Origin of the sequence: Pseudomonas sp. ABFPK (genome assembly GCF_001586765.1) — a bacterium.
In the GTDB taxonomy this organism is placed as follows: Bacteria; Pseudomonadota; Gammaproteobacteria; order Pseudomonadales; family Pseudomonadaceae; genus Aquipseudomonas; species Aquipseudomonas asiatica.
This window is the reverse complement of the sequence record NZ_LQXW01000015.1, coordinates 82325-105758: the sequence shown is the minus strand read 5'-3', so window position 1 is coordinate 105758 and position 23434 is coordinate 82325. Positions and strand designations below refer to the sequence as shown.

The 23434-nt window shown below is 51.4% G+C and carries 24 protein-coding genes and 1 pseudogene; 19 read left to right on the top strand and 6 right to left on the bottom strand.

Going from position 1 to position 23434, the window contains the following annotated elements:
- Positions 1-556 precede the first annotated feature (556 nt).
- The 4 genes and pseudogenes from WM94_RS29085 to WM94_RS12550 all read left to right on the top strand — a co-directional run.
- Positions 557-768 (top strand): annotated as a pseudogene (locus tag WM94_RS29085) (IS3 family transposase); the annotation flags it as partial.
- Positions 769-791: 23 nt separating this feature from the next.
- A complete protein-coding gene (locus WM94_RS29080) occupies positions 792-1193 on the top strand; it encodes a sensor histidine kinase (RefSeq protein WP_256207015.1) in 402 nt (133 codons plus the stop codon).
- A gap of 245 nt (positions 1194-1438) precedes the next feature.
- On the top strand, positions 1439-1669 hold the full coding sequence (locus tag WM94_RS12555) for a hypothetical protein (RefSeq protein ID WP_061551332.1): 231 nt from the start codon (positions 1439-1441) through the stop codon (positions 1667-1669).
- Between the two features lie 62 nt (positions 1670-1731).
- Positions 1732-1941, top strand: coding sequence for a hypothetical protein (locus WM94_RS12550; RefSeq protein WP_082810567.1), 210 nt, complete (start codon positions 1732-1734; stop codon positions 1939-1941).
- Between the two features lie 26 nt (positions 1942-1967).
- Here WM94_RS12550 and WM94_RS12545 read toward each other — a convergent pair whose 3' ends face one another.
- Positions 1968-2273 (bottom strand): GNAT family N-acetyltransferase, encoded by a 306-nt coding sequence (locus tag WM94_RS12545; RefSeq protein ID WP_156485966.1) that lies wholly within the window; start codon positions 2271-2273, stop codon positions 1968-1970.
- Positions 2274-2731: 458 nt separating this feature from the next.
- Here WM94_RS12545 and WM94_RS12540 point away from each other — a divergent pair, with 458 nt between their 5' ends.
- From WM94_RS12540 to WM94_RS30115, 6 genes are all read left to right on the top strand, one after another.
- Positions 2732-2986 (top strand): hypothetical protein, encoded by a 255-nt coding sequence (locus WM94_RS12540; protein ID WP_023128610.1) that lies wholly within the window; start codon positions 2732-2734, stop codon positions 2984-2986.
- A 180-nt stretch (positions 2987-3166) separates the two neighbouring features.
- Positions 3167-3940, top strand: a complete 774-nt coding sequence (locus tag WM94_RS29065) for a hypothetical protein (protein ID WP_256207014.1) — start codon at positions 3167-3169, stop codon at positions 3938-3940.
- Entirely contained in the window at positions 3924-5051 is a 1128-nt protein-coding gene (locus tag WM94_RS12535) for a hypothetical protein (protein WP_061551326.1), read from the top strand. The genes WM94_RS29065 and WM94_RS12535 overlap by 17 nt, the downstream gene beginning before the upstream one ends.
- A gap of 271 nt (positions 5052-5322) precedes the next feature.
- Positions 5323-5691, top strand: coding sequence for a histone-like nucleoid-structuring protein, MvaT/MvaU family (locus tag WM94_RS12530; RefSeq protein ID WP_061551325.1), 369 nt, complete (start codon positions 5323-5325; stop codon positions 5689-5691).
- A gap of 435 nt (positions 5692-6126) precedes the next feature.
- Positions 6127-7773, top strand: a complete 1647-nt coding sequence (locus WM94_RS12525) for a Na+/H+ antiporter (protein WP_061551324.1) — start codon at positions 6127-6129, stop codon at positions 7771-7773.
- A gap of 196 nt (positions 7774-7969) precedes the next feature.
- On the top strand, positions 7970-8440 hold the full coding sequence (locus tag WM94_RS30115) for a hypothetical protein (protein ID WP_156485965.1): 471 nt from the start codon (positions 7970-7972) through the stop codon (positions 8438-8440).
- Between the two features lie 119 nt (positions 8441-8559).
- On the opposite strand, the gene WM94_RS12520 is transcribed toward WM94_RS30115, so the two are convergent.
- Positions 8560-9567 (bottom strand): metallophosphoesterase, encoded by a 1008-nt coding sequence (locus tag WM94_RS12520; RefSeq protein WP_061551323.1) that lies wholly within the window; start codon positions 9565-9567, stop codon positions 8560-8562.
- Between the two features lie 442 nt (positions 9568-10009).
- On the opposite strand from WM94_RS12520, the gene WM94_RS12515 reads away from it, so the two are divergent.
- Positions 10010-11074, top strand: a complete 1065-nt coding sequence (locus WM94_RS12515; RefSeq protein WP_256207013.1) for a hypothetical protein — start codon at positions 10010-10012, stop codon at positions 11072-11074.
- A gap of 236 nt (positions 11075-11310) precedes the next feature.
- On the opposite strand, the gene WM94_RS12510 is transcribed toward WM94_RS12515, so the two are convergent.
- The 4 genes from WM94_RS12510 to WM94_RS12495 form a co-directional block, all read right to left on the bottom strand.
- Positions 11311-12003 carry a hypothetical protein gene (locus WM94_RS12510; RefSeq protein WP_061551322.1) on the bottom strand — a complete coding sequence of 231 codons (693 nt, stop codon included), beginning with the start codon at positions 12001-12003 and terminating at the stop codon, positions 11311-11313.
- A 152-nt stretch (positions 12004-12155) separates the two neighbouring features.
- Complete coding sequence (locus WM94_RS12505) at positions 12156-12479, bottom strand: hypothetical protein (RefSeq protein WP_061551321.1); 324 nt, start codon at positions 12477-12479, stop codon at positions 12156-12158.
- Between the two features lie 15 nt (positions 12480-12494).
- Positions 12495-12722 (bottom strand): type II toxin-antitoxin system Phd/YefM family antitoxin, encoded by a 228-nt coding sequence (locus WM94_RS12500; RefSeq protein ID WP_061551320.1) that lies wholly within the window; start codon positions 12720-12722, stop codon positions 12495-12497.
- A complete protein-coding gene (locus tag WM94_RS12495) occupies positions 12723-13109 on the bottom strand; it encodes a hypothetical protein (RefSeq protein ID WP_061551319.1) in 387 nt (128 codons plus the stop codon). It lies immediately after the preceding gene.
- 314 nt (positions 13110-13423) lie between these two features.
- Here WM94_RS12495 and WM94_RS12490 point away from each other — a divergent pair, with 314 nt between their 5' ends.
- The 8 genes from WM94_RS12490 to WM94_RS12445 all read left to right on the top strand — a co-directional run bounded on the left by WM94_RS12490 (position 13424) and on the right by WM94_RS12445 (position 23377).
- Positions 13424-14038 carry a hypothetical protein gene (locus WM94_RS12490; protein ID WP_061551318.1) on the top strand — a complete coding sequence of 205 codons (615 nt, stop codon included), beginning with the start codon at positions 13424-13426 and terminating at the stop codon, positions 14036-14038.
- 1445 nt (positions 14039-15483) lie between these two features.
- Positions 15484-16902: a site-specific integrase gene (locus WM94_RS12475; RefSeq protein WP_061551316.1), complete on the top strand. Its 1419-nt coding sequence runs from the start codon at positions 15484-15486 to the stop codon at positions 16900-16902.
- Positions 16899-18494, top strand: coding sequence for a hypothetical protein (locus WM94_RS30110; protein ID WP_156485964.1), 1596 nt, complete (start codon positions 16899-16901; stop codon positions 18492-18494). Before WM94_RS12475 ends, WM94_RS30110 begins: the two co-directional genes overlap by 4 nt.
- A 63-nt stretch (positions 18495-18557) precedes the next feature.
- On the top strand, positions 18558-18824 hold the full coding sequence (locus WM94_RS12465; protein ID WP_156485963.1) for a hypothetical protein: 267 nt from the start codon (positions 18558-18560) through the stop codon (positions 18822-18824).
- On the top strand, positions 18825-20789 hold the full coding sequence (locus WM94_RS12460) for a tyrosine-type recombinase/integrase (RefSeq protein WP_061551313.1): 1965 nt from the start codon (positions 18825-18827) through the stop codon (positions 20787-20789).
- On the top strand, positions 20789-21193 hold the full coding sequence (locus WM94_RS12455) for a hypothetical protein (protein ID WP_061551312.1): 405 nt from the start codon (positions 20789-20791) through the stop codon (positions 21191-21193). Before WM94_RS12460 ends, WM94_RS12455 begins: the two co-directional genes overlap by 1 nt.
- Before the next feature lie 97 nt (positions 21194-21290).
- Complete coding sequence (locus tag WM94_RS12450; RefSeq protein WP_061551311.1) at positions 21291-21851, top strand: SLATT domain-containing protein; 561 nt, start codon at positions 21291-21293, stop codon at positions 21849-21851.
- The gene (locus WM94_RS12445) at positions 21848-23377 is read left to right on the top strand and encodes a nucleotidyltransferase (protein WP_061551310.1); all 1530 of its coding nucleotides are present in this window, start codon (positions 21848-21850) and stop codon (positions 23375-23377) included. Before WM94_RS12450 ends, WM94_RS12445 begins: the two co-directional genes overlap by 4 nt.
- The last annotated feature ends 57 nt before the right edge of the window (positions 23378-23434 follow it).

Genomic DNA, 23434 nt, shown 5'->3' with positions numbered 1-23434 from the left:
TTACCGGCGTACTCGAAATCGGAAAAGCTCATCTGGCTCATGGGATGGCGGGCTTGTAGAGGGCAGTTGGACGGAGGGCTATTTCAGCACAGGTCAGATGGCCTGTGCTGACTTGATCGGAGAATCCCTAGCGATGCTGCGCACATGATTTTGTGGCTAAATTTGATACCTGATTTCATTTTTTGTAGTTCGCAAGCCAGGTGAAGGGGGGCGGAAATGCAACGCTCAGCTGCTTCTACTGCACCTGTCGGTGTTCAGAGGAGAATGGCACCATTACCTCATAGAACTCAGTCGCTCTAAGGAATGGCCTAGCTAAGTGGTAAGTTTATTTACCACTTGCAGAGGCGGTACGCAATGGGTGACGAAAATGACTCTGCTTAGGGCGTGAACCACGGTGCGCCCGCCATTCCACCCGGGATTTTTCACTTGAGGATGATGACCGGAAGCGCTATGAACCTGGCCTAAATGGCCTTGGGTCAAACCGATGCCGTCGATGTTGCCCGGTATTCGAACATCGGTAACCACTGACCTGATGCAGTGGTCGGTGAACCTTCTTTACCTAGTGCAGCGCTTTTGCCACGCCCTCAAGATGCATCCCAGCGGCTACTACGCTTGGCTTGCAAAGCTCCAGTCTGCGCGAGCCTAAGAAGATCAACTTCAAGTCGGGCTGATTGAGCATGCTTGGCTGGAAAGCGGAGCTGTGTACGGCTATAGAAAATTCACGACGACCTACGTGAACTGGAAGAGGCACGCGGGAGAAATCGGGTCTGACGCTTGACCGTATCTCCCAAGTGCTCTCCAACCTGATAGGCAACGCTCTGCGACATGGTGATACAACGGCTCCCATCAAGGTCACAGTAGCCAGTGCGCATGGTGCTCCTCGGGTTAGCGTCCAGAATTCAGGTGAGCCTATTACTGTCGAGGTGATGCCGTATCTGTTCAAGCCGGAGGGGAGATATTCAAGCTGTTCAGCCGGGGGAATGCGGGTCTGCGACAGGGCTTGGCGTGCAAGACAACTCGCGACCGATCAGCGGCCTGGCAGCAGGTGGCATAGACGTCAAAATCAGCACTCTGGTGGTCGCTGGGCACAGATGCCGGCGATCACGCGTTCTTGGGCCGCCCTTCGATCAGGGTATTTGCGGGCAAAAGAAAGCCCCCTGGTAGGCGGGCAAGGGAGCTTCTATCACACGTAGGGATAGCTAACGTTCCCACATTGCATGTGAAAAGGACGTGAATAGTATCGGGTGAGGGCTGTCGCATACCGCTTGCGTGAACCCAAGCTGTGTAATCCGAAACCAGGCTTTGTGGGATGCTCGGCAAGCCCTGCTCAATTTCGGCCAACCTTAACTCTCATCGCAGGCGCGTTTCGTCCGCACTACCTATGCAGCCGTGGATTTTTCGAATACTGTATACCCATACAGCTACAGAGAATGCCGCCATGACAGGCACCAATCTGCCCGTAATGTCGATCCAAGAGTGGCGGCAGCTGCTCAACGATACCGAGGCCCTGCTCCTCGCACCCAAGAAACATCACAGGGAGCTTCTGCACCAAGCATATGCATTACGTGATACGCACGCCGTAGACTCAGGAACCTTGGCCGATATGTTGGAGCTCGCTGACGAAGCATTGATGTACGCCCACTCCGTCCAGGCTGATCAGCAGTGGTAGGCTAAACACACGCCTTGATGGCATCGCGTCGTGTGGGATCGCAATGGCGCAAGGGAGAGATCGTGAAAAGAGATCTGAGCAAAGTGCTCATGCCCGACCACCGCCTGTACACCGAGGCTGTGGAGGCGCTGAAGGTCTACCATAAGGCCGAAGCTGATGGGGTCGTGGGGATGGAGCTGGAGCGTCTGAGGTTGATGGCGGAGCATCGTTTTCAAACCGTCACTGATCATCAGCTTCGAGCCCTTGGCGGGCCGGCAGAGAAAGGCCATTGAGTCTCTGGCCGACCACGTCATACCTATCAGCTATTCAAGGCCTTCTGCACGTCGTCGACCGCACCGATCCAGTGACGGCCATTGTCGCGTGGGCTGAATCCCAGCCTTTCGGCGAACTCTGATGCGTTGGCATTGGCAGACTCGATGGCTAAGTACCGATAGCCGAATTGGGGAGCCAGCTCCATCAAGCGCTGCACCAGCGCTCGCGCATGCCCAACACGTTCCTTCGTGAAGCCGATCCGAGCCAGGACGAGGCACTCTCTTGGCCAGTAGTCATTTGGCTTCACAAACATGCGGATGTAGATGTCGAACTGCAGGCTCAGGGCCGACACGGTCGCGAAAGTTCGCCATATCGCGGGGCTCTGGTAGGGGACAAAACGGGAAAGTATTGCCAAATGTTACGGCTCGACGAGGCTGAAACCCGCATGTTTGAAGGGCTGTGCATCCATACAGCACGATTTTGGGATCCAACTAACAATTTGCGCACAAGTTATCCACAAGGGAGATACCTTGCATTGCCAAAATGACCCCATTATCTTGTATCTCGTTCCGCCAGAAACCCCACATCTTGTGTTTTTGGCGGGCACGCTGCGGATTCAGAAAGGCAGCGGGTATGCGTGCAAAGTTTGGTCGCCGAGCACGCATAACCGCCTTCCCTGAGCCAATGCGGACATTGGTGGGACGCCCATTAGAGAAAAACCGAGTCTGGCTGTCAACCATCCAGCCCGGTTTTCCGCTCAAGGGTTGCTCCTGCCTATTTGATCCAATATCGATACAGGAGCACTTCATCGTGCCGAAAAATACGAAGCAAACCTCCTCCACTGTAGCCACCCTGGCTTCCGAAGTCCTTCGCAGCGGCAGTTCGTCTGCGATCCAGAAAGAGCTGGCGGGCTCGGCTATGTCGCAGGCATCCACTGGTAAGCAAACCAGTGCCGAAATGGAGACCAAAGCCAGCCGAGTTCTGGAAAGCGACAAATACAACGCCACGACTAAAGCCCTCGCAGGATCGGTGCTTTCTCAATCGAACAAAGAGCGAGGCAACTGACATGGCTCAGTATTTCGTGAACCGGAACAAGCAGGCCAACGGTGACCATGAGGTGCACACCAGTTCGTGCATCTACCTACCAGCCCCTCACAACCGCCTCGATCTCGGTTACCACACAACGTGTGTGACCGCTGTGCGCCAGGCTCGTAATACCTACCCGCAGTCGAATGGCTGCCGGACATGCTCCTCAATCTGCCATACGCAGTAGTTGTTGAATGCCTTTTTAATGCCGGGGGCCGCCGTAAGGTAGCCCCTCATTTAGAAGTTAGTGAAACCCCACACGCAAAGCTGATTGGACGGTTGCTTCGAATGATTCACGATCATGAATACAGTCTGCTCGGCGGTGTCAATCGAGCATTAATTGGCCGGTATCTGACGATATTGGCCAGTTCCATTTCAGGTGTTGCAGTGTTTTTGTTGCTGTCTGCCGGAGATTTGGCGAAGAAATATAATCTTCCCGTAAATCTACCGCCTACTGCGCTCTCTTTATTGGGGGCAGGAATGGTTTTTGCGCTTCTTTATGCGGTTTTCAATAAGACCGTGTGGAAATGGCGCTGGGCTGTTAAATATTTGAAGGTTCCGGATCTCTCAGGTGAGTGGCAGTGCACTGGGACGACGCTGGATGCGGAGGGAAAGCCCACGTACAATTGGGATGCACATGTCTACATTTGTCAAACTTGGGACAAGATCCGAGTGCGATTAAAAACAAGCCAGTCTGGCTCTAATAGTATCACCGCAGCTTTGGTATATGACGAGGCCGATGGGTATCGGTTGCTTTATAACTATAGGAATGACCCTGATCCTGGTGAGCCCGAACTCAAAGGGCATGTGGGTAGCGCAAATCTTTTATTCTCTAAATCATTGGATAAAGCTACAGGCGACTATTTCAATGGTCACGGGCGACCCACTTATGGGCGTATGGAACTGAGGAGGAAAAATGAGCAACTCAATTAATGACCGTATTGATCGCCTCCGTTCCCGGCGCTCAGGGATGGATAGAACCTCAGTAATCGCCATGGATGCTAAGGATTTTATCGTTAACCGTAGTCTTGCTCAGGAGACGTGGGAGCGCCGGGCAAAAGACAAACCCAACACCACGTTTGCTTTAGGCGCAATGCAAGAGGTCGACCCTACCTACACACGTATCAGCTTGGAAACCGCAGAAAGAGTGAGCAATCAGCTTGCCAGGCGTTTAACGGGCAACATGGAGTTTGAGCTCCAGGGCTCGGTACCTCTGAACGTCCATATTCGTGGGGTGAGCGACGTCGACCTACTAGCGTTGGAGGGGGATTTTCACACCTACGACAGTCGTGGAGCTATGAGCAGGACAGGGCAATATATTTCGCCTACCAGTCGGACGTCTGTTGGGGTTCTGACCGCCAGAAGGGCGGAAATAATCCGCTCTCTACGTGAGGCGTTTCCCGCTGCTCATGTAGATACTTCAGGCGCTAAAGCAGTGAAGCTGTCAGGAGGATCTTTAGCACGGCCAGTTGATGTAGTACCCTCCCACTGGCATGACACTATAGACTATCAGGCATCGCGGCAGAAACATGATCGTGCGGTTACAATTCTGGATGCGCAAAAAAATTCTACTCTCGAGAACTGGCCTTTCCTACATATTAAAAAGGTACGGGAGCGTTGTGAAAGTACCGCTGGAGGTCTTCGTAAGTCTATTAGGTTGTGTAAAAACCTAAAGGCTGAGCTCGAGGCGGAAGGTCAGAGCGTAAGTATCTCCAGTTTCGATATCGCTTCGATTATGTATCATGCCAATATGGCTAACCTTACGGTCGGCTCATTCTATGAGCTTGCCATTTTGGCTGAGACGCAGAGGTATTTAGATTATCTGTGGGCTAATAAGGATCAAGCAAGGCGGTTGATTGTCCCAGATGGTTCTCGGTTCATCTTTGATGCTGAAGAAAAATTCACTGGGCTGCTGCATCTTTCCGTAGCCATGGATAAGCTCCTTCAAGCGGTAGCTAAAGAGCAAAGCTATTTCCTCCGTCAGTACGAAAGCCCGATGCTGGATGCTAGTAGGGAGGCTGTCATCAAAGCAGCAATTTTTTAAAGGTGCTCTGTGGAGTGAAGTCTGTATGAGAGCCAGGGCGTCGGTCTCTGGCCTTCGTTGAGCTGAGACCGCTTTTACCCTGATGCGCTGTTCTAGCCACTTGAACGTTGTGTTAGGAAAACTCGCTTGCTGCTGGGCTAATTGACATCAGAGGTGCACGCTGACAGTTTGCAGGACAGCTGTTTAGGGGCTATCTACGATGTAACGTACAAATAGCCCTCAATGGTTTAGGATGTCAGCCTATTTCCGATACCCCTAAGAAGGAGCGCCTATGTCACGTCTGGCAGAATTCCGTCAACTTGAGCAGCTGCTCGCGGCTCAACTCGCAGAGCTTGAAGCCCTAAAAGGCAGCTCTGAGCTGCAGAAAGAAATTGAATTTGAGACCAAACTACGTGACTTGCTGGCTGAGTACGGCTACAGCCTGCGCGACATCATCAACATTCTGGATCCGCAGGCGAGCCGCCGTGCAGCTGCTCCAGTTGTAGCTGAGAAGGCCCCGCGCCGTGCTCGCCAAGTCAAACAGTATAAGAACCCGCACAACGGCGAAATCATCGAGACCAAGGGCGGCAATCACAAGCTGCTCAAGGAGTGGAAAGCCCAGTATGGTGGCGACGTGGTGGAAGGCTGGCTCGCCCAGTAACACGCTCCACTGATGGTTTGCTAAAGCCCCCAATTGGGGGCTTTTTCAATTGTGATCCTTCCCTGGTGCTTAGCTGAAGAGTCACCTGCAGGTCACACTCCGTTTTCACTGCGATGACGAGAACATGCTGCCGATGATGCGTGCACCCAATAGGGAATGCTGTGTCGGCGGGGCGCCTTCGTTTAGTGCTTCCAGGGTAATTGCATCTATAGGCGTGAGGCAGGGCAATAGCGTCCGACTACGGGTGATACGGAATGAACGAACTCCGTATCGGATGTACATTCCCAGCAACATCATGATACAGATCCTCTTGCCCGATCCGACTTTGGTGCAGCGGCCAGCCCTCCACTTTCCTACTAACATATTGTTTCAAATGGCAAAGTCCAGGTCGTCGACACTGGTACATCGCTCTCGATTGACGAGGAACTCCGTAGCATGCAGTCAGCCTACACCGTCCTAATCCTGCTGATGCTAGTAAGCGTCTCCAAGCTAATCGGGAGGGTGCTCCCCATACCTTTGCCGCTCGTGCAGATTGGCGCTGGGGCGCTTTTGGCATGGCCGACGTTGGGTTTTCACGTTGCGTTAAATCCCGAGCTGTTCCTCTTCCTGTTCCTCCCGCCACTGTTGTTCGCCGATGGCTGGCGTATCCCTAAACGTGAGTTATGGCGTATTCGTGGCCCGGTGGTGGCCTTGGCCGTGGGCCTAGTGTTATTCACCGTAGTCGTAGCTGGATACTTTATTCATTGGATCCTGCCGAGCATTCCGCTTCCGGTTGCATTCGCCTTAGCGGCTGTACTCTCACCAACGGATGCGGTGGCAGTTTCGGCGATCACCCAAGGCAGGCTGCCAACGCCTCTCATGCGTATGCTGCAAGGGGAGGCCCTTCTCAACGATGCGTCTGGCCTGGTGACGTTCAAATTCGCTTTAGCAGCGGCGATCACAGGTGTGTTCTCTCTTTCCGACGCAAGCGTGTCGTTCGTGATGGTGGCGTTGGGCGGCTTGGCTGTGGGTGTAGCTTTGAGCTGGCTGCTTGGGCGGCTCCGGATGTGGATGATCACCCGAGGTTGGGATGACCCAGCGACTCATGTCGTATTCATGTTGCTGTTGCCGTTTGCAGCCTACGTTCTGGCAGAGCGGCTGGGCGTTTCAGGTATCTTGTCGGCTGTTGCTGCTGGCATGATGCAGAGCTGGCTCGATCTGCTGCCTCGCCAAACCAGCACGCGCTTACTCAACCGCAGTGTTTGGTCGTTGCTGGAGTTTGCCTTCAACGGACTGATCTTCCTGCTGCTGGGCCTGCAGCTGCCCGATATTATCAAGGCTGCGGTAAGTCACGAGGCAACCTTGTGGCCGACGTTGGCGTTCCGCTGTTTGGACGTGCTGGCGATATTCGGTGTGTTGATCCTACTGCGCTTCGTCTGGGTGCAAAGCATCTGGCGAGGCATAGGGGTAGTCCGCCGTTGGAGGGGTAAGGCCGAACTGGTACTTATGCCAACCACGCGCTCCTGCTGGCTTCTGACCTTGGGCGGTGTGCGTGGAGCGGTGACTTTGGCTGGTGTCATGTCCGTGCCTCTGCTCCTCGCTCCTGGCACCGTATTTCCAGAACGCGACCTACTCATCTTCATCGCTGCCGGAGTGATACTGCTTTCGCTGATATCAGCTTGCATCGCACTGCCTTTGCTGCTGCGCGGGGTGAGCATGAGCCCGGATGAAAAATTGCACCAGGAAGTGCAGGAGGTCTGGAAGCGTACCGCTGAAGCAGCCATCCACGCGCTCGAGGCAGAAGACGTGGCCGAGGTAGGTTCAGCCCAGGATGCCGCTCAAGCAGCGATGTCCACTGAGCTAAAGGCGCGGTTGATGGCGGAGTACCGCGAGGAGTTGGAGAGCTACAACGACAGCGATGAAGCGAGAGCCTTGGCGCAGCAGATGGATCAGCTTGAGCGCCGCTTGCGGCTGAAGGCCTTACGTGCTCAGCGCTTAGAATTGTATAACCTGCACCGCCAACACTTGGTTGGCGATGAGGTGGTAAGCATGGTTCTGGGTGAACTCGACATGAGCGAGGCGAATCTAGGGCATGGAAGGTAGGTGCTGTACCTTGAAAGAGTCGATGCTCCAGTTTTGCCCGCTTGCCCTGGATATCCATCTTCTAGCAGAGGATGGTTAAGAGTTGTCGGTAGATGGTAGCATTTGGCCGCTTCATGGGCAGCGCTCGAGTATTTCATGTCAGAGAGCTGGGCTTTGGGCTGTTAATCAACATTGTTGAATTTAAAGGGAGAGTTACGTGTCGGAAACTGGCCAAGACGCATCAAGTAAGGGACTATACTCAGTAATTCATAGCCTTTTGAATATTGTGTGGTTGATAATTTTTGTCCCTGTCATCTCTATGATTAGTTTGGTTGGGTTTTATATCTGGTCGATTTTTGAGCGCTCTGATAAGTCGCTTGAAGCTTCGAGAGATATAAGGTCTATGCTGGCTGGTTTTTGGGAAAATGTTAATCCCGTTGCGGGGAGTGTGTTAAAGGCTATTGTGCCGATTGTAATTTTGTTGGTTGTGGTTGGGTTGTTGAAATGGTTTACACCCGAAAAGCTATTTAATTCAGAGGGGCTTAAGGATAACTTGCCTTCTTTGATAGCATTGGTCGTTATTGTGACGATATGTATAGTGGCAATTTCTGGTAATGTGATACCTCATGAGTTAAGTAGTATCGGGCTCGTGGTTATTGGTTACTATTTTGGTAAAGTAAAAGTTTAGGTGACTTTTAATTGGTTTGGAGTGAGTGGGTCGTAGAATTCGGCGCGGGCGGGCTTCCGAATGAAACACGTCCGATTTTTTCGGATTTCTTTGCGGGTTTAACCCCGCAAAGAAATCAGTTAGTTCTCGGTGCCAAATAGCCGACGGAGCAGTTCGCCTGTGGGTGTGCCAACGTACCGCGCCTGCAGCTCTTCTAGCTTGGCAGACCGACGCACTTCAGGCAGCAGACTCAGCCCGTGTAGGCCGTTGAACAGCTGTTGCATACCAGCGATATCGTCAGCCAGATTGAGCCAGGTAGATGTGATTTGCTGAGCACGGGCCTCAGCCTCCCGGCTCGCGATCTGAGTTTCAATGAGCTTGTTTGCGTGTGCTAGGGTCTTCAGTGAGATGAGCGACTGCTCAAGTTCAGTCAGCTGCTCACCAAGGCGCTCTACCTGATCGATCCCCGAAGCCTCGCCATTCACGTAAACGACGTCGTCCTGTAGTGAGTAGATCGCCAGAGGCCCATCTCCGCCGCCTGTGACATCTAGAGCAAGGACATTGCCGAGACGTAGAGCATGCGGAATCCAAGTGTGGCCGACACAGACACGCCATGCGCCAGGCACACCACCTCGATGATGCTTCTTGATCCGCTCGCGACCCCACAAAGCAACATCCTGGATCTGAGGGTTTTCGAGACTCTGGGTGAAATCATTCCAGGCCAATCCCACAGGCACATCAGCGTGAACCACTCCGACCACGCCCCGAACTGTCTCCACCTCGATAGCCATGGGCAAGCTATCCAGTTTGTCGATAACCATGGGCTTGGACTCGTCATCAATCGTGAGCCACCACCTCGCTCCATGAGCGGAGTAGGGGAGGTGAGGGCTAGCTCGATAGGCGTCGATGAGCATCTGCTCGTGATTGCCCTTCACTGTGAAGAACCACGGTTCGCCTAATAGCTTCAGTCCGTCGAGCATGCCTGGCCCACGGTCGATGAGATCTCCAACTGCTATCAGCCGGTCGACGGATTGGTCGAAGCTGAGCGCCTTGAGGCCTCTATGGAGCTCTCGTGTTTTGAAGTGAATGTCACCGACAATGAAGTCGCGGCCAGCCCGATTTTGAGGGAGTTTTAGCAGATGAGGCATACGCTACAGACGCTCCTGAGCCGGGCTGAAAGACTCGGATATTTTACCTTTTTGTGCCTATCTCGCGGTCTCGAAAGCAGGGCTTTGTGACAGGGCAATACCGCGCATTGTTATCCATCGGCGACTCGCGCCGCAATCTCCAGTTTCGCGGATTTGTCGAATCCCTAGATACCTTGTTGTACCTGGCCTGCGGGCCGGTACATGCCGAAATATTTCGGATTTTATTTCCTATTTGAAGATGGTGAGTTTCTGCCTAGCCAGAGGGCAGAGCTGACCGCACGATGCAGGTGTCAGCGTGCTTCAAGATGTTTCCCAAGCAAAGAGTGTCCTACACGGCTGTCCATAAGATCGGCATATGTCGAAGTGCTATCATTGCGAGCTTTGCCCTCACTGAATTTTGCAAAGATCTTGATGGCCTATTAGGGAAATATGGAGGTACAAGGTGGTGCAGGTAATCACTGCGAATGCCCGACTGCGCAGAGGCATTCGCTCATTCCAACAGGCCCTCATCGACCAAGCAGAATTACTTGGGAAAAGAGAGTGGGCATTTCCGAGCGGAGATCGAACACCTTGCCGCACCTATGCTTTGGAGACCAACCTGGGTGAGATGCTATTTGCTGTTCCACCGCCTTGGGATGGACGGCAAGCGCACCTGTTCAAGCTGCGCTACGAGGGGGGAACCCTCTCTCCGGATGCTGAGATCAACATTCCGGACGGACTAAACCGCAAGGTCTCAGGAGCATTGGTTTCTGCCTCTGAAGGCGAAACCTTAATCTGCCATCGCGGCACCTTCACTGCATTCCGTGGCCGGGTGCCCCGTGCAGACGCGTTTGAGCACTTTCAGGATTGGCTGATGGAGGTTGACGACGACGGGCGATCATCAGATGTGATTGCTGTATCTTCAACAAACTCCCCCAGCATTGCGAATGACATCGCAGAGTTCCTTTTCAAGGTGAAAGAGCTCAAGGATCAGAGAAAGGCGGAACTGGAGGATGAGGCCGAAGACTCAGATGTAGCTCTCGATGGCGATGATGAGTCGGGTGCCAATTGGCGGGGGCAGGAAGAGTTTGAGGGCAGCAAGTCCTATACCCCAAGCGGCGCCCCCTGCGAGTACCAGTATCTCCATGGCCCACTCTGCAATGCCCTCCATCGCAAGTTGGATGAGCTTATTGATGGACATCCTGAGCTACGGGTCGGTAAGCATCGTGTCGACTTGGCGCTAGTAGATAGGGCTACAGACAAGGCCAGGGTGATCTTTGAGGTCAAAACCAGCGCCTCAATGTCGACACAGCTTTACACCGCTGTTGGCCAGCTTGCGTATTACCGGCATTGCTTCGGGAATGCTGATACCAAGCTCATCCTGGTGCTCCCTGCGAGCACTGCATCCGACTTCGCGGCAGCCGAGTTCTTCGACGACGCCAACATCCAGGTACTATTCGGTGAAGCCGGTGTTTTTGAGAACAGCAAGGGCGAGAGCCTGGAGAAGGTTCTGAGCAGTATCCTATAGAAGCTGACGAAGCCGCTGGTCAGTCTACGAATGCCAACTCGGTTTGCAACGAGGTTGGCATTACAGCTCTCCTGGCGGCTCGGGATCTTCGTTGAGCCGCTGGAGCACGGGTGTGCTCTGCGACGCTCACCGAAATTTTCAGGCCTGTTAGACCTCCATCCCGCTGCAGGTCTGCAAGCTCTGCGCTCAGCTTCGAGATCAAGTCTTTGCGGTCTGTCCGGTATCCTCACTCAGCATCACCAGCCTGCGTAATGAGTTACGAGCAGTCCCCACTCCTTTATCGCATTTCCATCAGCTCGCAAAACTCCAAGTGCTTCAGCTGCAGAAATCTTGGTCGGGCAGCCACCTATCAGGTAGAAGTCATCCTTTCCTGGAGAATATAGGTGAAGCAGCGTAAGTACCATCACTCGCTGTAAAACGGTCATTTTTCTGTACGCTTGGCGCATCGCCTTTAACCCCTCAGGATCAGGCTCTGACCGATCATGATCGAAGCCGCAAGGACGCATGCTGTAATGACTACCTTCTTGGATCCCCCACGGCTTACTTTGAGTGAAGCAGGCATTCAACTCGTATTTCCTAACGATGTGCCAAGCGACCTCTCCGAACTTTTTCCCTCGTTCCTCGGGTGACCAGTCTATCGGTGGAGGCACCTGGCAAACCTTCGCTAAGGCGGCATATTCAGTGCCGTCCATGCAGCGCAATTTTTCAACCAGGTCAATTAGCGTGTATCCGGGAAAGCGACCGGCTGCAAACGTTGGGTTGATGGCGGCGTATGCAGCAAGAGCAACCGGCTGCTGAGAGTGGTGCACATGGCCGTGGCTCGCGACGTCCATGCCTGTGAACGCCCAGATCCCCGAAGACACTTCATGGACACCCAGTCGGTGTAGCAACGCCGTCGCTTTTTCCGATGGGTCGTCGAAGATTTCCATCTTGGGAGTGCTCCTGATAAGGGTATGAGATGCTGATTTGCCTTTCCCACGCAGAGAGCTCATTGCTCACCGCGAAGAAGATTGGATATAGATCTGTCAGGGAGGCCGTAGGTGCGGCTATCACCTATTGCCAGAGCAAGGTGTGGCCACTCTCAAAGCGATCTCAGCAGGCTCTGAAGCGTTCCGTGCTCCCAAGTGCTGAGCAGGGCAATCGGATCCGTCCCGTATCGATCACCAGGGTCGAAACACCAAACCCGCCCATCCGGGCTTTCGCAGCGCTCGCAGTAGTCCAGCTCATCACAGTCATTGAAAACGGTGATGCGCCAACCTTCGATGTCGATCACGAAAAGGCCGACGAACATCTCGTCCCATCTCTGGTGCCCGGTCTTTCGCATCTGGCTTCGACCGAACACCGCCTCTCGCAGAACCTGAGAAACCTCACGTGCCGTGAGTGAGTTCACACTGCCCTCGCTCATGTCTCTCGTCCTCGATCACAGCTCTGGGCCGTGGTGCGCCTGGTAAAGTTGTTTTACAGAGGAGTACAAATGTTCTCCTTCCCTGAAATTTTCAGGGTTAGGGTTGTTCCATTGCTCAGGTGCGTCCATCAGCAGGTAGGGTTTTCCATGCCTGGTGATGATGAATGAGTGCCCTTCGATTGCGAGCGCGGCGAGCCGTCGAAAGCGTCTCCGCGCTTGGCTGAGACTGATGATGGTGGGCACTTAGCTTTCTCCTGTGTGGATGCTGCCATTGTGCATGGGGCAGAGCGTACTCACCCACCCGCCGCCGATTTGTTTGCCAGGCGCGCCACACTGCTCGCAGGTCTTCAACGATATCTGTTCGGCAAGGGCAACAGCACCCATGCAGTAGCTATCGCCACCGTCATAGAAGAAATGCAGCTCGCCAAACTTCGACTTCACCTGTGCCACCACCACCTGTGGCACCTCTGGATGCCGATCCAAGTGCTCCTGAAGCGTGTCGCACAGGGAAACCAGAAGGCCATGCCATCCACGGCTGCAGTAGATGTCATCCACAGATGGATCAGCGAACAGCAGGGGATAGCGTTCTCTGAACTCTGCGATGCTGATCTCGGGTGTTTTCGTATTCATAGGGTGCTGGCACTTGGAGGAAAGCGAATGATTTAAGCGGTGGGCAGGTGTAGTTTGAGGTTATCAAGCTGTGGTGAAACTGTCGAGGCAACTAAAGGGTATGTACTTGGCATACCCTTAGTCCGATGAGTCAATCTTGACCTCAGCTCGAAAGCTCTAATCAGGGCTGGAGCCGGCCAAATTATAGGTTGGTGTGTCAATATATAATAAAATATTAAAGTATATATTGACGAGTCTGCAAAAAAGTGCTTGAAGATTTGCCCGTATTGACTAATCATGAGGGGCAAACAGTTTTTCGAAGATGGTTGGTTGGAATGAACATCGTCCTGTATGCACCTCAAGAAATTCCAAAGACTCTTACTGCTCGAGTTGCGATCTCGCGCTTGGGGGAGCACCTGCAAGCGTTCCTTAACGCCAATAATATTTCGAACTGGACTCCGGATGAAGACTATGTCTTGAGGGATGACAAGTTAGCCGACGTGTTGGTCACCCTCGGCACCGCAAAAGGAATGAACATCGCGCAGATTAAATATCAGGCTAGGAGGGTGCGGAAATTGGCGAAAACGGGCGGAGCTATCATGAAGTTGAATCATGCGTACAGCATGGTGGCTAACTGCCTGGGTTATCGAGATTTTAAAACCTCGTTCAAATGCCGTTCCGTTGATCACTATGTAGATAATCTGTGGTTGACGGGTATGCTTCTTCGGGATGGTTTACTTGCTTCTGAGCGCCCCGAAAGCTGGCCATCTTCACGCATTACGGACGAGCTGCGAGCGCGGATGAGGTTTAACAAGATCCGAAGCAACATTATCAATCCGATAAAGAAGCGCGGGCGGAAGGCACGAACCCAGAAGGAACAGGAGTTTCTGGAGGCTAAGCGTCACGAGATATCAAGAGGGGGGAGAGCCCCGTTTGAAACTCGGGAATAGCCTCCCTGGAGGATGTTGGCCCGACACAGATTTCACTAGGAGACACTGTCATGGCCAGTGATGACGATTTGCGCTTACGCGAGACTGCACGGCGGCAAGCGCTTTGGGCGCTCGCGGGTCTCACTCCTGGTGATCCTCGAGCCGCTGACGCTTTGGTCATCCTTGACGTCATCGAACGACAAGAACAACGCAGCCCATTCCCATCGGTACCGGCCACTGAGATACCGGGCGGTATCGTGATTGTGCGTGATGGGGACATCCCCGAGCCTTGGAAGCAGCGCTTTCACTGCGCGAGCCGAGGTTCGACTCGTCTGCTTGAGGGGGCCTATTGGTACGACTGGGAGAAATTCCTTTCAGAGTGGCAAAAGGAAATGGCTCATCTTGAGCAGCATAGATGTGCCCGGCCAAAGTAGCCTGAGTAGCAATCAAGCCCAGTAAAGATCTGAATCTTGATTGAAAACTTCCAGGTGTGTGCCAAGCCAAGCGGAGCGCGGGGGCCTAAGGCCGGTGGCGCGAGGATGGCAGCCCGAAGGGACGAGGCCGGGCTCCACCTGGGCTCGGTTTACGCCAGCCGGCCCAGCGGGTGCGCCCAACTCTAGGCTCAAATGGCCCTGTCATGAGCATCTAGCGCAGCCCCAAGCGTAGGGTGCCATTCCAGTACCAGTTCGCTGGTCACTCCCATCAACCTGCGAGAAACCCGGCGCTCTTCGTCCTGATATGGCGAAACCGGATCTTCAGCCGAGATGTAGCGGGCAGACGCTACGCTGAACCCTCTGCCATCAAGCGCCTGCAGACATACGTATCTGATAGCGGCCTTGTCACTCAAGCGTCGCCAAGAGATTACTTCAACGCACGCGTCGACTACGTAGCTATCAGTGTCGATGCCGCGTTTCTTCCTGTACCTAGGATCAACCAGGTGGCTGAGCTCCTGACGTCGAGCTATGACGTAATCCCTGATCTCATCGGGATCGATTGATAATCTGCCGCTAGGTGATACGGAGAAATTTCGGAGTTTATTAACTGCCTCTATAAACTCTCGTTCTTGTTTGGCCTCCCAATTATTTTGTGGTTTTGCGAACCAAGATATGAGTTTTCTTAATCGGCTAGGGTTCGAATTGCACATAAGATTCCAAGGGTTATACATGAGCTGGATGCTGGAGGCCACGGAATAGAGAGGCTGGTGGGCGAGCATTGCAACGGTGACACTATTTTTATGTGGTTGCAAGTGCGGAGCAGAAGAGGATGGATATATGAGCCTGCAAGCAATAAAACCATATGTCAATTTATAGATAATTATTTGGAAAGTGGCTTAGGGTATGTTTTTCGCATACCCTGAAGTTCTTGAAAAAGTTCTTGTGCAGGCTGTTTTTTGTGGCTAGGCTCTTCCGCCAGTTGAACCATGGTGCCGGCTCTCGTCGGGCAAATTCAGAAGGTGGGAGGTTGTCGTGATTAACTACGGAAGTCCAATCGGCGAACTGTCGATCAAGAAAATTCCTTTTCTCCCACTCCTGCAGCCATTCTCAAAGCTTGATAAGCTTGAGTACGGCGACCATGTGGTTGAATCTTATTTTACAGGTCGCCATTCGTTTGAGGATTTTCAAGAGACTCAAAAATTCGTGCCTATGGATGAGACTCACAATGATCATTGTGATCAGTTCCCGATCTTATTGAATGAGGATGGCTCACCGTGGGTGCTGGGCAACCTTTACCTTGTGAAATTGGCAACGGACTACCCTCAGCCACATCATAACACCCTCTATAAAACAGCCTTGGCGCTACAGGATCACTGGAAGGTTCTACGTGATGAGAGGGTTGGGATGTTTGAATTCCCCCTAAGGCTAAGGAGACGATCTACCTACTGTTATAGCTATCATTGGAAGCGAATTGTAGATGAGCGTCCAGAAGCAGAAGGCGGAGCTAACGAAAAGATTTATAAGGTGACCGAATTCTACAGGTGGGCGAAGTCAGAAAATTATTTCTCCCCAGCTCACACCATGTGGGAGGAGTCTGAGCGGCATATACAATTGAAGAATGAATATGGTAAGTCGTACACCAAGTTAGTCCGTGTAACAGATCTTACTGTGAAAAGCATAGCTCCTGCGCCGTCGCAGAAGCTTAGATCCTATGGCGAGAGCGATCAACTAGCCATAGAGCAGGCGCTTCGAGCTATTGATAATACAGAAATGAGTATTGCATTCGCACTTTCTTTGACAACGTCTGCCCGAAAGCAAACCGTCCTTACTTTAAAGCGTTCGGTTTTTGATGCATATGACGGACAAGAAGAGTTTATGGTGAAGGTGGGCAAAGGGCATAGTGCTGACACAAAGAAGCAGAAGCGTTTTAAAATCTACATCCCTGGTTGGCTGGTTAATCAAATTGTCACATATCTGAAGTCGGAGCGTTATCTCAAGCGCCTGGCGCTGATGCCGGCAGGTTGTGATAATGATTACCTATTCATCACGAAAACAGGCTTGCCATACTACGCTCGAAGAAATGACCCCGGAAATCGTGTCTTTCAAGCGATACCGGTTGGGAAAGCGCTTGATGCTTTTATTCGCCAGCAACTTACCCCTCGTCTCCGTGACATGGGTTACAGCACTTATGTACGCTTCCATAATTTGCGTGCGACGTATGCAACAAACTTTGTTATGGGTAATCTCGAGCTTGTCGATAAAGGGATAATGAAAATGACTAAGCTTATCGATCTGGTTATGGATAAGCTGGGGCAGTCTTCCCGAGAGGTCGCCGAACGATATATCGATGAAATCCAGGCCCAGCAGCTTTCATACATTGCTCAAGATTTTATGGAGATGAAACTCCAGTCGATGCTTGAAGATGGCAAGTTAGAGGTTGATCATCCATGATTAATAACATGGCGTTGTTTGAACCAGTAATCATCGATCTTGATGTGCCTGAAAGTGCTGACGTAGATCTTGATCAAGATTCATCCTGCTTGCTCGAGCTAGAGCTGAGGGTGCGTGACTATACAAGGGTCAGAAGAATGCCTGTGGGCTACTTGGCATATACCCGCAGATATGCCACACGGCCTTTTAGGAAGCGCTGGGTTAATCCTAGCTCTATCCGTACATCTCGAATCAAGCCGTTGAGTCGCTTTGCATCTTCGCTCATAGATAAGAAGATGAAACTGTCACCATCTGCAGTATATGAAAGATTCTCGAGGTTTTCTGGGTTTTTAGAGTTTTGCGACTCAAATGATCTTCAAGATGTGCTTGATGGGCCTAGCAACTACCACTCAGCGCTAATTAAATATTCTTTCAAGCTTGACAAGGGCGTGTCCGAAACTGGAAAAGGGAATGGTGCTAATCGAATCTTGACTGTTGTCGGGTCAATCGCAAGTGATATTTTCCCCGGCGCCGATTATAATTTTGCTGTAGGGGTAAAGTTTCCTGGCTACAGCAAAGATGAACAGAACCATACCCGTGTGCCTGATGAAGAAAAGCTATTCCCTATCTATAGGGTGGCGGATGCAGTGTTCAAAGAGGTTTTGGGTTTCTTGTGCGGTAATGATAAACAGCCAAAGGTTGTTGAGAGGTACGGTGAGAGTTACTGGTTTTTACCAACATACTACCCTTTGATAACTGAAACAGCTATTTTCGAAAACCAGAGAAAGAAATCGCGTGGCGTGATTCTTACAGTCATCAGGGCTCATGCTTTGAAACTGAGTCAAGAGTCTGCAGGAACTATCTCTCCATCTGAGGCTATCAAGATAGTTATGCGGCGCCTGCTGAGTGGTGGGGCTTTGATCAATGAAGGGGTTTCCAGTCGAACAAAGTTTGAGAGGCTTTCTGTGAAGTTTAGGCAGGAGCACATTCATCGTTTGGCTATGTTAGCGCATGATTGCTTTTTGTTTATATTTATATTGAACACTAGCGCTAACGTTTCGGTGGCTGCAAATATTCGATGGAGCGAGGCGCTGGAGATCGAGGCCGAGGTTCAGCGACTACGCTCTATCAAGCGGCGTGCACAAAACAAGTCAGTAGATGTGATTTTCGGTGTCCGTTTTCTCAATCGGCTTCGGGATTATTTTAAATTAAGAGCTTACCTTCCGGGGGTGAATGGTTTTAAATATCTTTTCGGTACTTTCGATTTGAAGAAAGAGCCGCTTCAGGTCGGTGATAACCCGTCAGCAGCTTTGGTTCAAAAGTTAAGAAGGCTAGTAAATCCTCGCTTAGATGCCATTGGTTACAAGGAGCTTCGGGTTTATCACCATAATTCGAAAACTAATCATGATGGGTTGGCTGTTGCCGCTCATTCAGCACAGCATACTGAAACTACGGCTATCAATAGTTATACCTCTGGTAATGAGGATGTGGTCATATCTGAAGGGGTTATGTATTTTTCGGGGCTTGGTCATGCGGTCAGTGAACATCATTCTACACAAGCCGGTGGTTGCGTCGGTAATTTGATCGAGGCTGTTCAAATAGATTTGGATTAAGGTTTTACTGCAGATTGCAAAAACTTAATCGGATGCTTGTTTTGTAAGCACTACATTCTGCACATGAATCTGGAAGATGCTGAAAAGCTGATCAGCATGGAGTATTTGATTACTCAGCTGGAATCTATCCAGAGTGATCCTTCTGAATTTCATCAGACTTATGGTCCGACGCTAGCCAGGATAAGTTGGCTGCTAAAAACTATTGGTTCGTTTAGTGAGGTTTTGCGAGTGCAGGTTCCGCTTATGCGTCAGAAAATATTTCAGAATGAATCGTTGACGGCTTATTGGCAAGCAAAGCTAAATATATTGGACGAGCTTGGAGTTATCTAATTGGCAAAGGTGAGCTTGGTCGAGTATTTCGATGAGTCTTCGTCACCCTGGTTAGCCGATGGTGACGGTTGGTTCATGCCTCATGATGACTATATCATCGGCATTGGGCCAGATGGTGCTGTAGTGCGCTTCAAAGACAATACATGGTTTCTTTATAATCGAGGGGTAGCTGTAAACAAGAAGAACCAGATTACCGTTGTGTACAAAGGAGAGCGCCTGTCGGCGCAAGCATCGATTAACTTGAAGCAATCTAAAAGTATATTGATGGTTTTAGATCGGCATGCCTATCAGTCTCCTGGGAAGCCTCTCGGCGTCGCTTCAATGAACCGTTACAACTTAGCGCTTCAGCACGTAAGGCGATACTCTCTAAAGTCCGGCCTGAATGTGTTTGAAGTTCTGTCGAGCGCTAGGCACCTCGGTGAAGCATATGAGCTGTATAAGAAAAGTGCATCGAGCAGCTGTGATGCTTTGCATGACTTGGTAGTTAAGCTTAGTTTTCTGCCGCTCCGGTATGTAGGCTTTAAACCCGCCTCAATTCCCTTTGCAATGCGGCCATCTCCAGAACGTGATGCCCTTCGTGAATACCACCAGACAGAAATTATCCCTACTGAGATTTATCTCAATATGCTGGTGGACTATAAGGCTGTTGTTGCGGATTTTTTGGCTGTCAAGGATAGGCTTCGTGATTTTGCGTTGTGTATTTCAGCTGATGAGCACTATGCCCGCAATGGAAATTCTCATCGCGGCAAATCTACTAGCTACGAGGGCGCACTTGAAGAAGCGGGGCTTGTTGAGTACGCAAATAAATACAATGTCACTTCTGTGGTAGAGCTGCTTCGTCAATTTGGTGCGATTTATTACGCTTGCATTATGCTTATTTATGCCTTCACTGGTATGCGTAAGTCTGAGGCATATAGTCTTAAGCTCAGTTCGCTTCAGGTGCTTTCAAAAAAAGGCGTAGTTCAAGCTCGCAAGCTTAATGGGTTTACGACCAAATTTCGAGGAGTCAGGAAGCGTGTTGCCTGGTACACATCTGTTGATGTGGAAGCGCCATTTGAGGCTGCATCGTATATTTGTAATCTCATCTTGGAATGTAATGATGTTAAATTGAGTGACCAGTATTTATTCATCTCTGTAGGCTATTTTCCATTCTCTAGTTCTGGCGCAAAACTATCGCCGCTCGACTCTGACTCGCCCACTTGTGGGAATTATGAGCCTTCTAGATATCAAATGCATTTTTCTGCTGCGATTGCTATCTGGGCGCACCATGTCGCGGAGCTCAAAAACCTTAATCCTTTCCGCGTCTGGGAGGCAGAGGAAAAATTTGCAGTTGGAAGTCAATGGCCACTCAAGATTCATCAGTTGCGACGGTCTACGGCTGTCTATGCTATGGCAAGTGGTCTTGTAAGTCTGGCTGCTCTTAAAAATATGTTAAAGCACCTGACGGTGACTATGTCTCGCTATTATGCTAAAGGCTCTGTGTATGCCCATAATATTCTTAAGAGAAGCGAGGGCGACAAGGATGCATGGGTTGTCCGGTATCAAGAGTCTGAGCTATTTGTCCGTTCTTTCCAGTATGTAAAGGAGTTGATAATTCCTGACGAAGTTTTAAAAGGGCCGGCAGGTACTTGGATTGAGCGTAATTCAAAGCCGGCACTTAAATCTCTTGCTTATGCAGATAGCTTGGAAAAAACTCTTGGAAAAATGAAAAAGGGACAAATTTTCTACCGCCCAACGCCCGTCGGCGGATGTACATTGAATGGGCCGTGTGAAAAGCGTATTGCGGTCAGCTTTGTAGGTTGTGACGGCTGTTCGAATGCAGCGATTGTTCAGACCAAACTGATAAAGCTTATCGCAATTCAGGAGAAGTCAGTACGCAGGCTGGAAGGGACGTCAGAATTTCAATTTGAAAACAATACTTTGTTAGAGCTAAATGATCTGGCTCATAAACTTGGAGTCGCGTAATGAGTGTAAAAGGGTTGGTGTTGCTTTGGGCGGCATTGAGGCGAATATTGGATGGCAAGCCGTTAATTGTTGGCGTTAACGATCCTTTATCCTATGATCTTGTGTGTTTGGAGGCAGGATTCAAGCGTGGCTATCTCAAAGCCAATAGAAAGCAGCACGATGAAATTCGCGCCCGCATAGCTGAAGAAATGGCGAAGCAGAATGCTAAGCCAAAAAAGTTCACGAAGACTGCCGCTCGGGAGTCGAATCAGAAGAAAATTGAGGAGATTAAGGCTTGGAAAGCAAAGTACGAACTGGTACTCGCAAGAGAGGTTTTGCTCATAAACTACATCAGTAGGCTTGAAAAGAAATTAGAGATTAGGAACAAACCACGTCTCGCCCATTCCAATCCTAATCCAGTCTGAATACTGTCTGCATTTACCTCATGCCACCGAGACTTGATTGATAGGTGGCACCGTGCTAGTAACCGTCTTCCCGAAATCTGGCTGGAGCCGGTTGTTCATGAATGATCTGAGTCGCCTTGAGGCCCAAGTAAGGGATTGCTTTGGCCGTGCCGTCTACACCCACAAGACCCATGAAAAAATGGCGGATGCCTGCTCAGCAAGGCTCAATGGGTGGAAAATGGCCCAGCTCATTGCCTCGGCTGCGACGGCTACGGTCGCCGTTGCAGCAGGCTTCTGTGACCCGGAGTGGATCAAAATTGCTACCGGGGTATGTTCCGTCATAACCCTGCTTATCACCAGCTACATGAAGGGTTTTGATCCAGGAGGGGTTGCTCAAAAGCATCGAGATGCTGCTGCGAGTATTTGGACTATCCGTGAGTCCTACCTATCGCTGCTCACGGATATCAACGCCGGCCAGATTACCTACGACCAGGCTGCGATACGTCGCGAAGCTTTGCAGGCCCAGCTGGCTGCAGTCTATAAGAGCGCCCCACAGACCAATGGGAAAGCCTACAAAAAGGCTCAGGATGCCCTGAAGCTCAATGAGGAATACACCCTCTCGAACAATGAAGTTGACTGCTTCCTTCCTGAGGCATTCCGAAAGGAGGGCCAGCGATGAATCGCGCAACAGCTGGCGAACACTTCATTGGCGATCTCGCGACTGCATTGGATATTCCGCCTGAACGATACGAAGCTGCGGATCGGAGCTACCGGTCGGTGTGCACCTGGCTGGAGAGAGCCGATTCGCAGTTCAATGGTGTTGATATACAGGCTTATGCCCAAGGCTCATTTCGACTGGGCACCGTCATCCGTCCGTTAAGCGGGGAGGAGGACTACGACCTAGATGTCGTGTTCGAGTTTGACCTGAGTAAGGGGCGCAATACCCAGGAAGACGTTTACGAGGCTCTGGGGGCCGAGCTGATGGCCTATGCAAGACGCTACGGTATGGAGCCGCCGCAGGGTTGGGATCGCTGCTGGACGCTGAATTATTCGGACTCTGCCCAGTTTCACATGGATCTGCTGCCTTCAGTTCCTGATGGACACCGACAGCGGGTTCTTCGTGAACAACGAATGTTGAGCTTGGCACACGTCCAGACCTCAATCTCCATCACTGATCGCACCCACGTAAACTACAGGCTTCGATCAGATGACTGGCCTTCGAGCAATCCCAAGGGGTATGCGGATTGGTTCTACGCCAGGATGAAGCCTGCGTTCGATCAGAGGCGTCGAGCGATGATGCTGGCTGAAGCGAAAGCAGATGTTGAAGACATCCCATCGTTCCGGGTGAAGACACCTCTGCAGGCGGCCATCCAACTGCTGAAGCGCCATCGAGACATGCGGTTTTCTGAGGTGGAAGACGGAAGACCCTCATCGATAATCATCAGTACCTTGGCTGCTCATGCTTACAACCAAGAGGGGGCTGTAACGGGGGCGCTCCTATCTATCCTTGCCTCCATGGATCGATTCATTCATGAGCGGAACGGGGTGACATGGATTGAGAACCCTTCTAACCCTCGTGAGAATTTCGCGGACGGATGGGAGCATGAGCCTGTCCTGAAAGAGGGATTCTATGAGTGGTTGGAAGTGGCTAGGTCAGACTTTGCCCTCGCCGCTCAGCAGGACGACATGGAGTCGGTCATAGACATACTTGCGCCACGCATGGGCCGTCCTCTTGTCGAGAGCGCAGTTCTGCCGACTAGCTTCCAGGCCCTCGCAAGATCGAGGGAGAAGCGCAGGAGCCCGAACCAGCGCCTAGCTGATGCACCGCACCGGAAACCAATGACCTGGCCTAAAGTCCCCGGAGGGAACGTGCACCTTTTAGCTCGCTCGTCACAGAACGGCTTCCGCACCGGTTATGTCAGCAGCGGAGTGCCTGTAAGGAAAGGCTGCTCTCTCAATTTTATGGCAACCACCGACGTAGCACCACCTTTCAAGGTTTATTGGCAGATCGTGAACACAGGAAAGGAGGCTGCCAAGGACAAGGGCCTTCGAGGCGGATTCGAAATGTCGACCTCTGAGCTGGGCAGTCTCTGGAAGGATGAAACGGCCTTGTACATCGGCACCCACACCATTGAGTGCTTCATCATGAAAGACAACTATTGTGCTGCTCGAAGTGGCCAGTTCGTCGTGGACATCAAGGCTTGAGGTGAGTTGAAACTCAGCCTCTACGCCTAACCCTCTCCTGCGACGCACCTAAGCTAA

Coding starts and splice junctions, on each gene's coding strand:
- WM94_RS12555 (WP_061551332.1), top strand. CDS start 1,439: ATGACAGGCACCAATCTGCCCGTAATGTCGATCCAAGAGTGGCGGCAG.
- WM94_RS29065 (WP_256207014.1), top strand. CDS start 3,167: ATGCTCCTCAATCTGCCATACGCAGTAGTTGTTGAATGCCTTTTTAAT.
- WM94_RS12535 (WP_061551326.1), top strand. CDS start 3,924: ATGAGCAACTCAATTAATGACCGTATTGATCGCCTCCGTTCCCGGCGC.
- WM94_RS12530 (WP_061551325.1), top strand. CDS start 5,323: ATGTCACGTCTGGCAGAATTCCGTCAACTTGAGCAGCTGCTCGCGGCT.
- WM94_RS12525 (WP_061551324.1), top strand. CDS start 6,127: ATGCAGTCAGCCTACACCGTCCTAATCCTGCTGATGCTAGTAAGCGTC.
- WM94_RS12520 (WP_061551323.1), bottom strand. CDS start 9,567: ATGCCTCATCTGCTAAAACTCCCTCAAAATCGGGCTGGCCGCGACTTC.
- WM94_RS12510 (WP_061551322.1), bottom strand. CDS start 12,003: ATGGAAATCTTCGACGACCCATCGGAAAAAGCGACGGCGTTGCTACAC.
- WM94_RS12505 (WP_061551321.1), bottom strand. CDS start 12,479: ATGAGCGAGGGCAGTGTGAACTCACTCACGGCACGTGAGGTTTCTCAG.
- WM94_RS12495 (WP_061551319.1), bottom strand. CDS start 13,109: ATGAATACGAAAACACCCGAGATCAGCATCGCAGAGTTCAGAGAACGC.
- WM94_RS12490 (WP_061551318.1), top strand. CDS start 13,424: ATGAACATCGTCCTGTATGCACCTCAAGAAATTCCAAAGACTCTTACT.
- WM94_RS30110 (WP_156485964.1), top strand. CDS start 16,899: ATGATTAATAACATGGCGTTGTTTGAACCAGTAATCATCGATCTTGAT.
- WM94_RS12465 (WP_156485963.1), top strand. CDS start 18,558: ATGAATCTGGAAGATGCTGAAAAGCTGATCAGCATGGAGTATTTGATT.
- WM94_RS12455 (WP_061551312.1), top strand. CDS start 20,789: ATGAGTGTAAAAGGGTTGGTGTTGCTTTGGGCGGCATTGAGGCGAATA.
- WM94_RS12450 (WP_061551311.1), top strand. CDS start 21,291: ATGAATGATCTGAGTCGCCTTGAGGCCCAAGTAAGGGATTGCTTTGGC.
- WM94_RS12445 (WP_061551310.1), top strand. CDS start 21,848: ATGAATCGCGCAACAGCTGGCGAACACTTCATTGGCGATCTCGCGACT.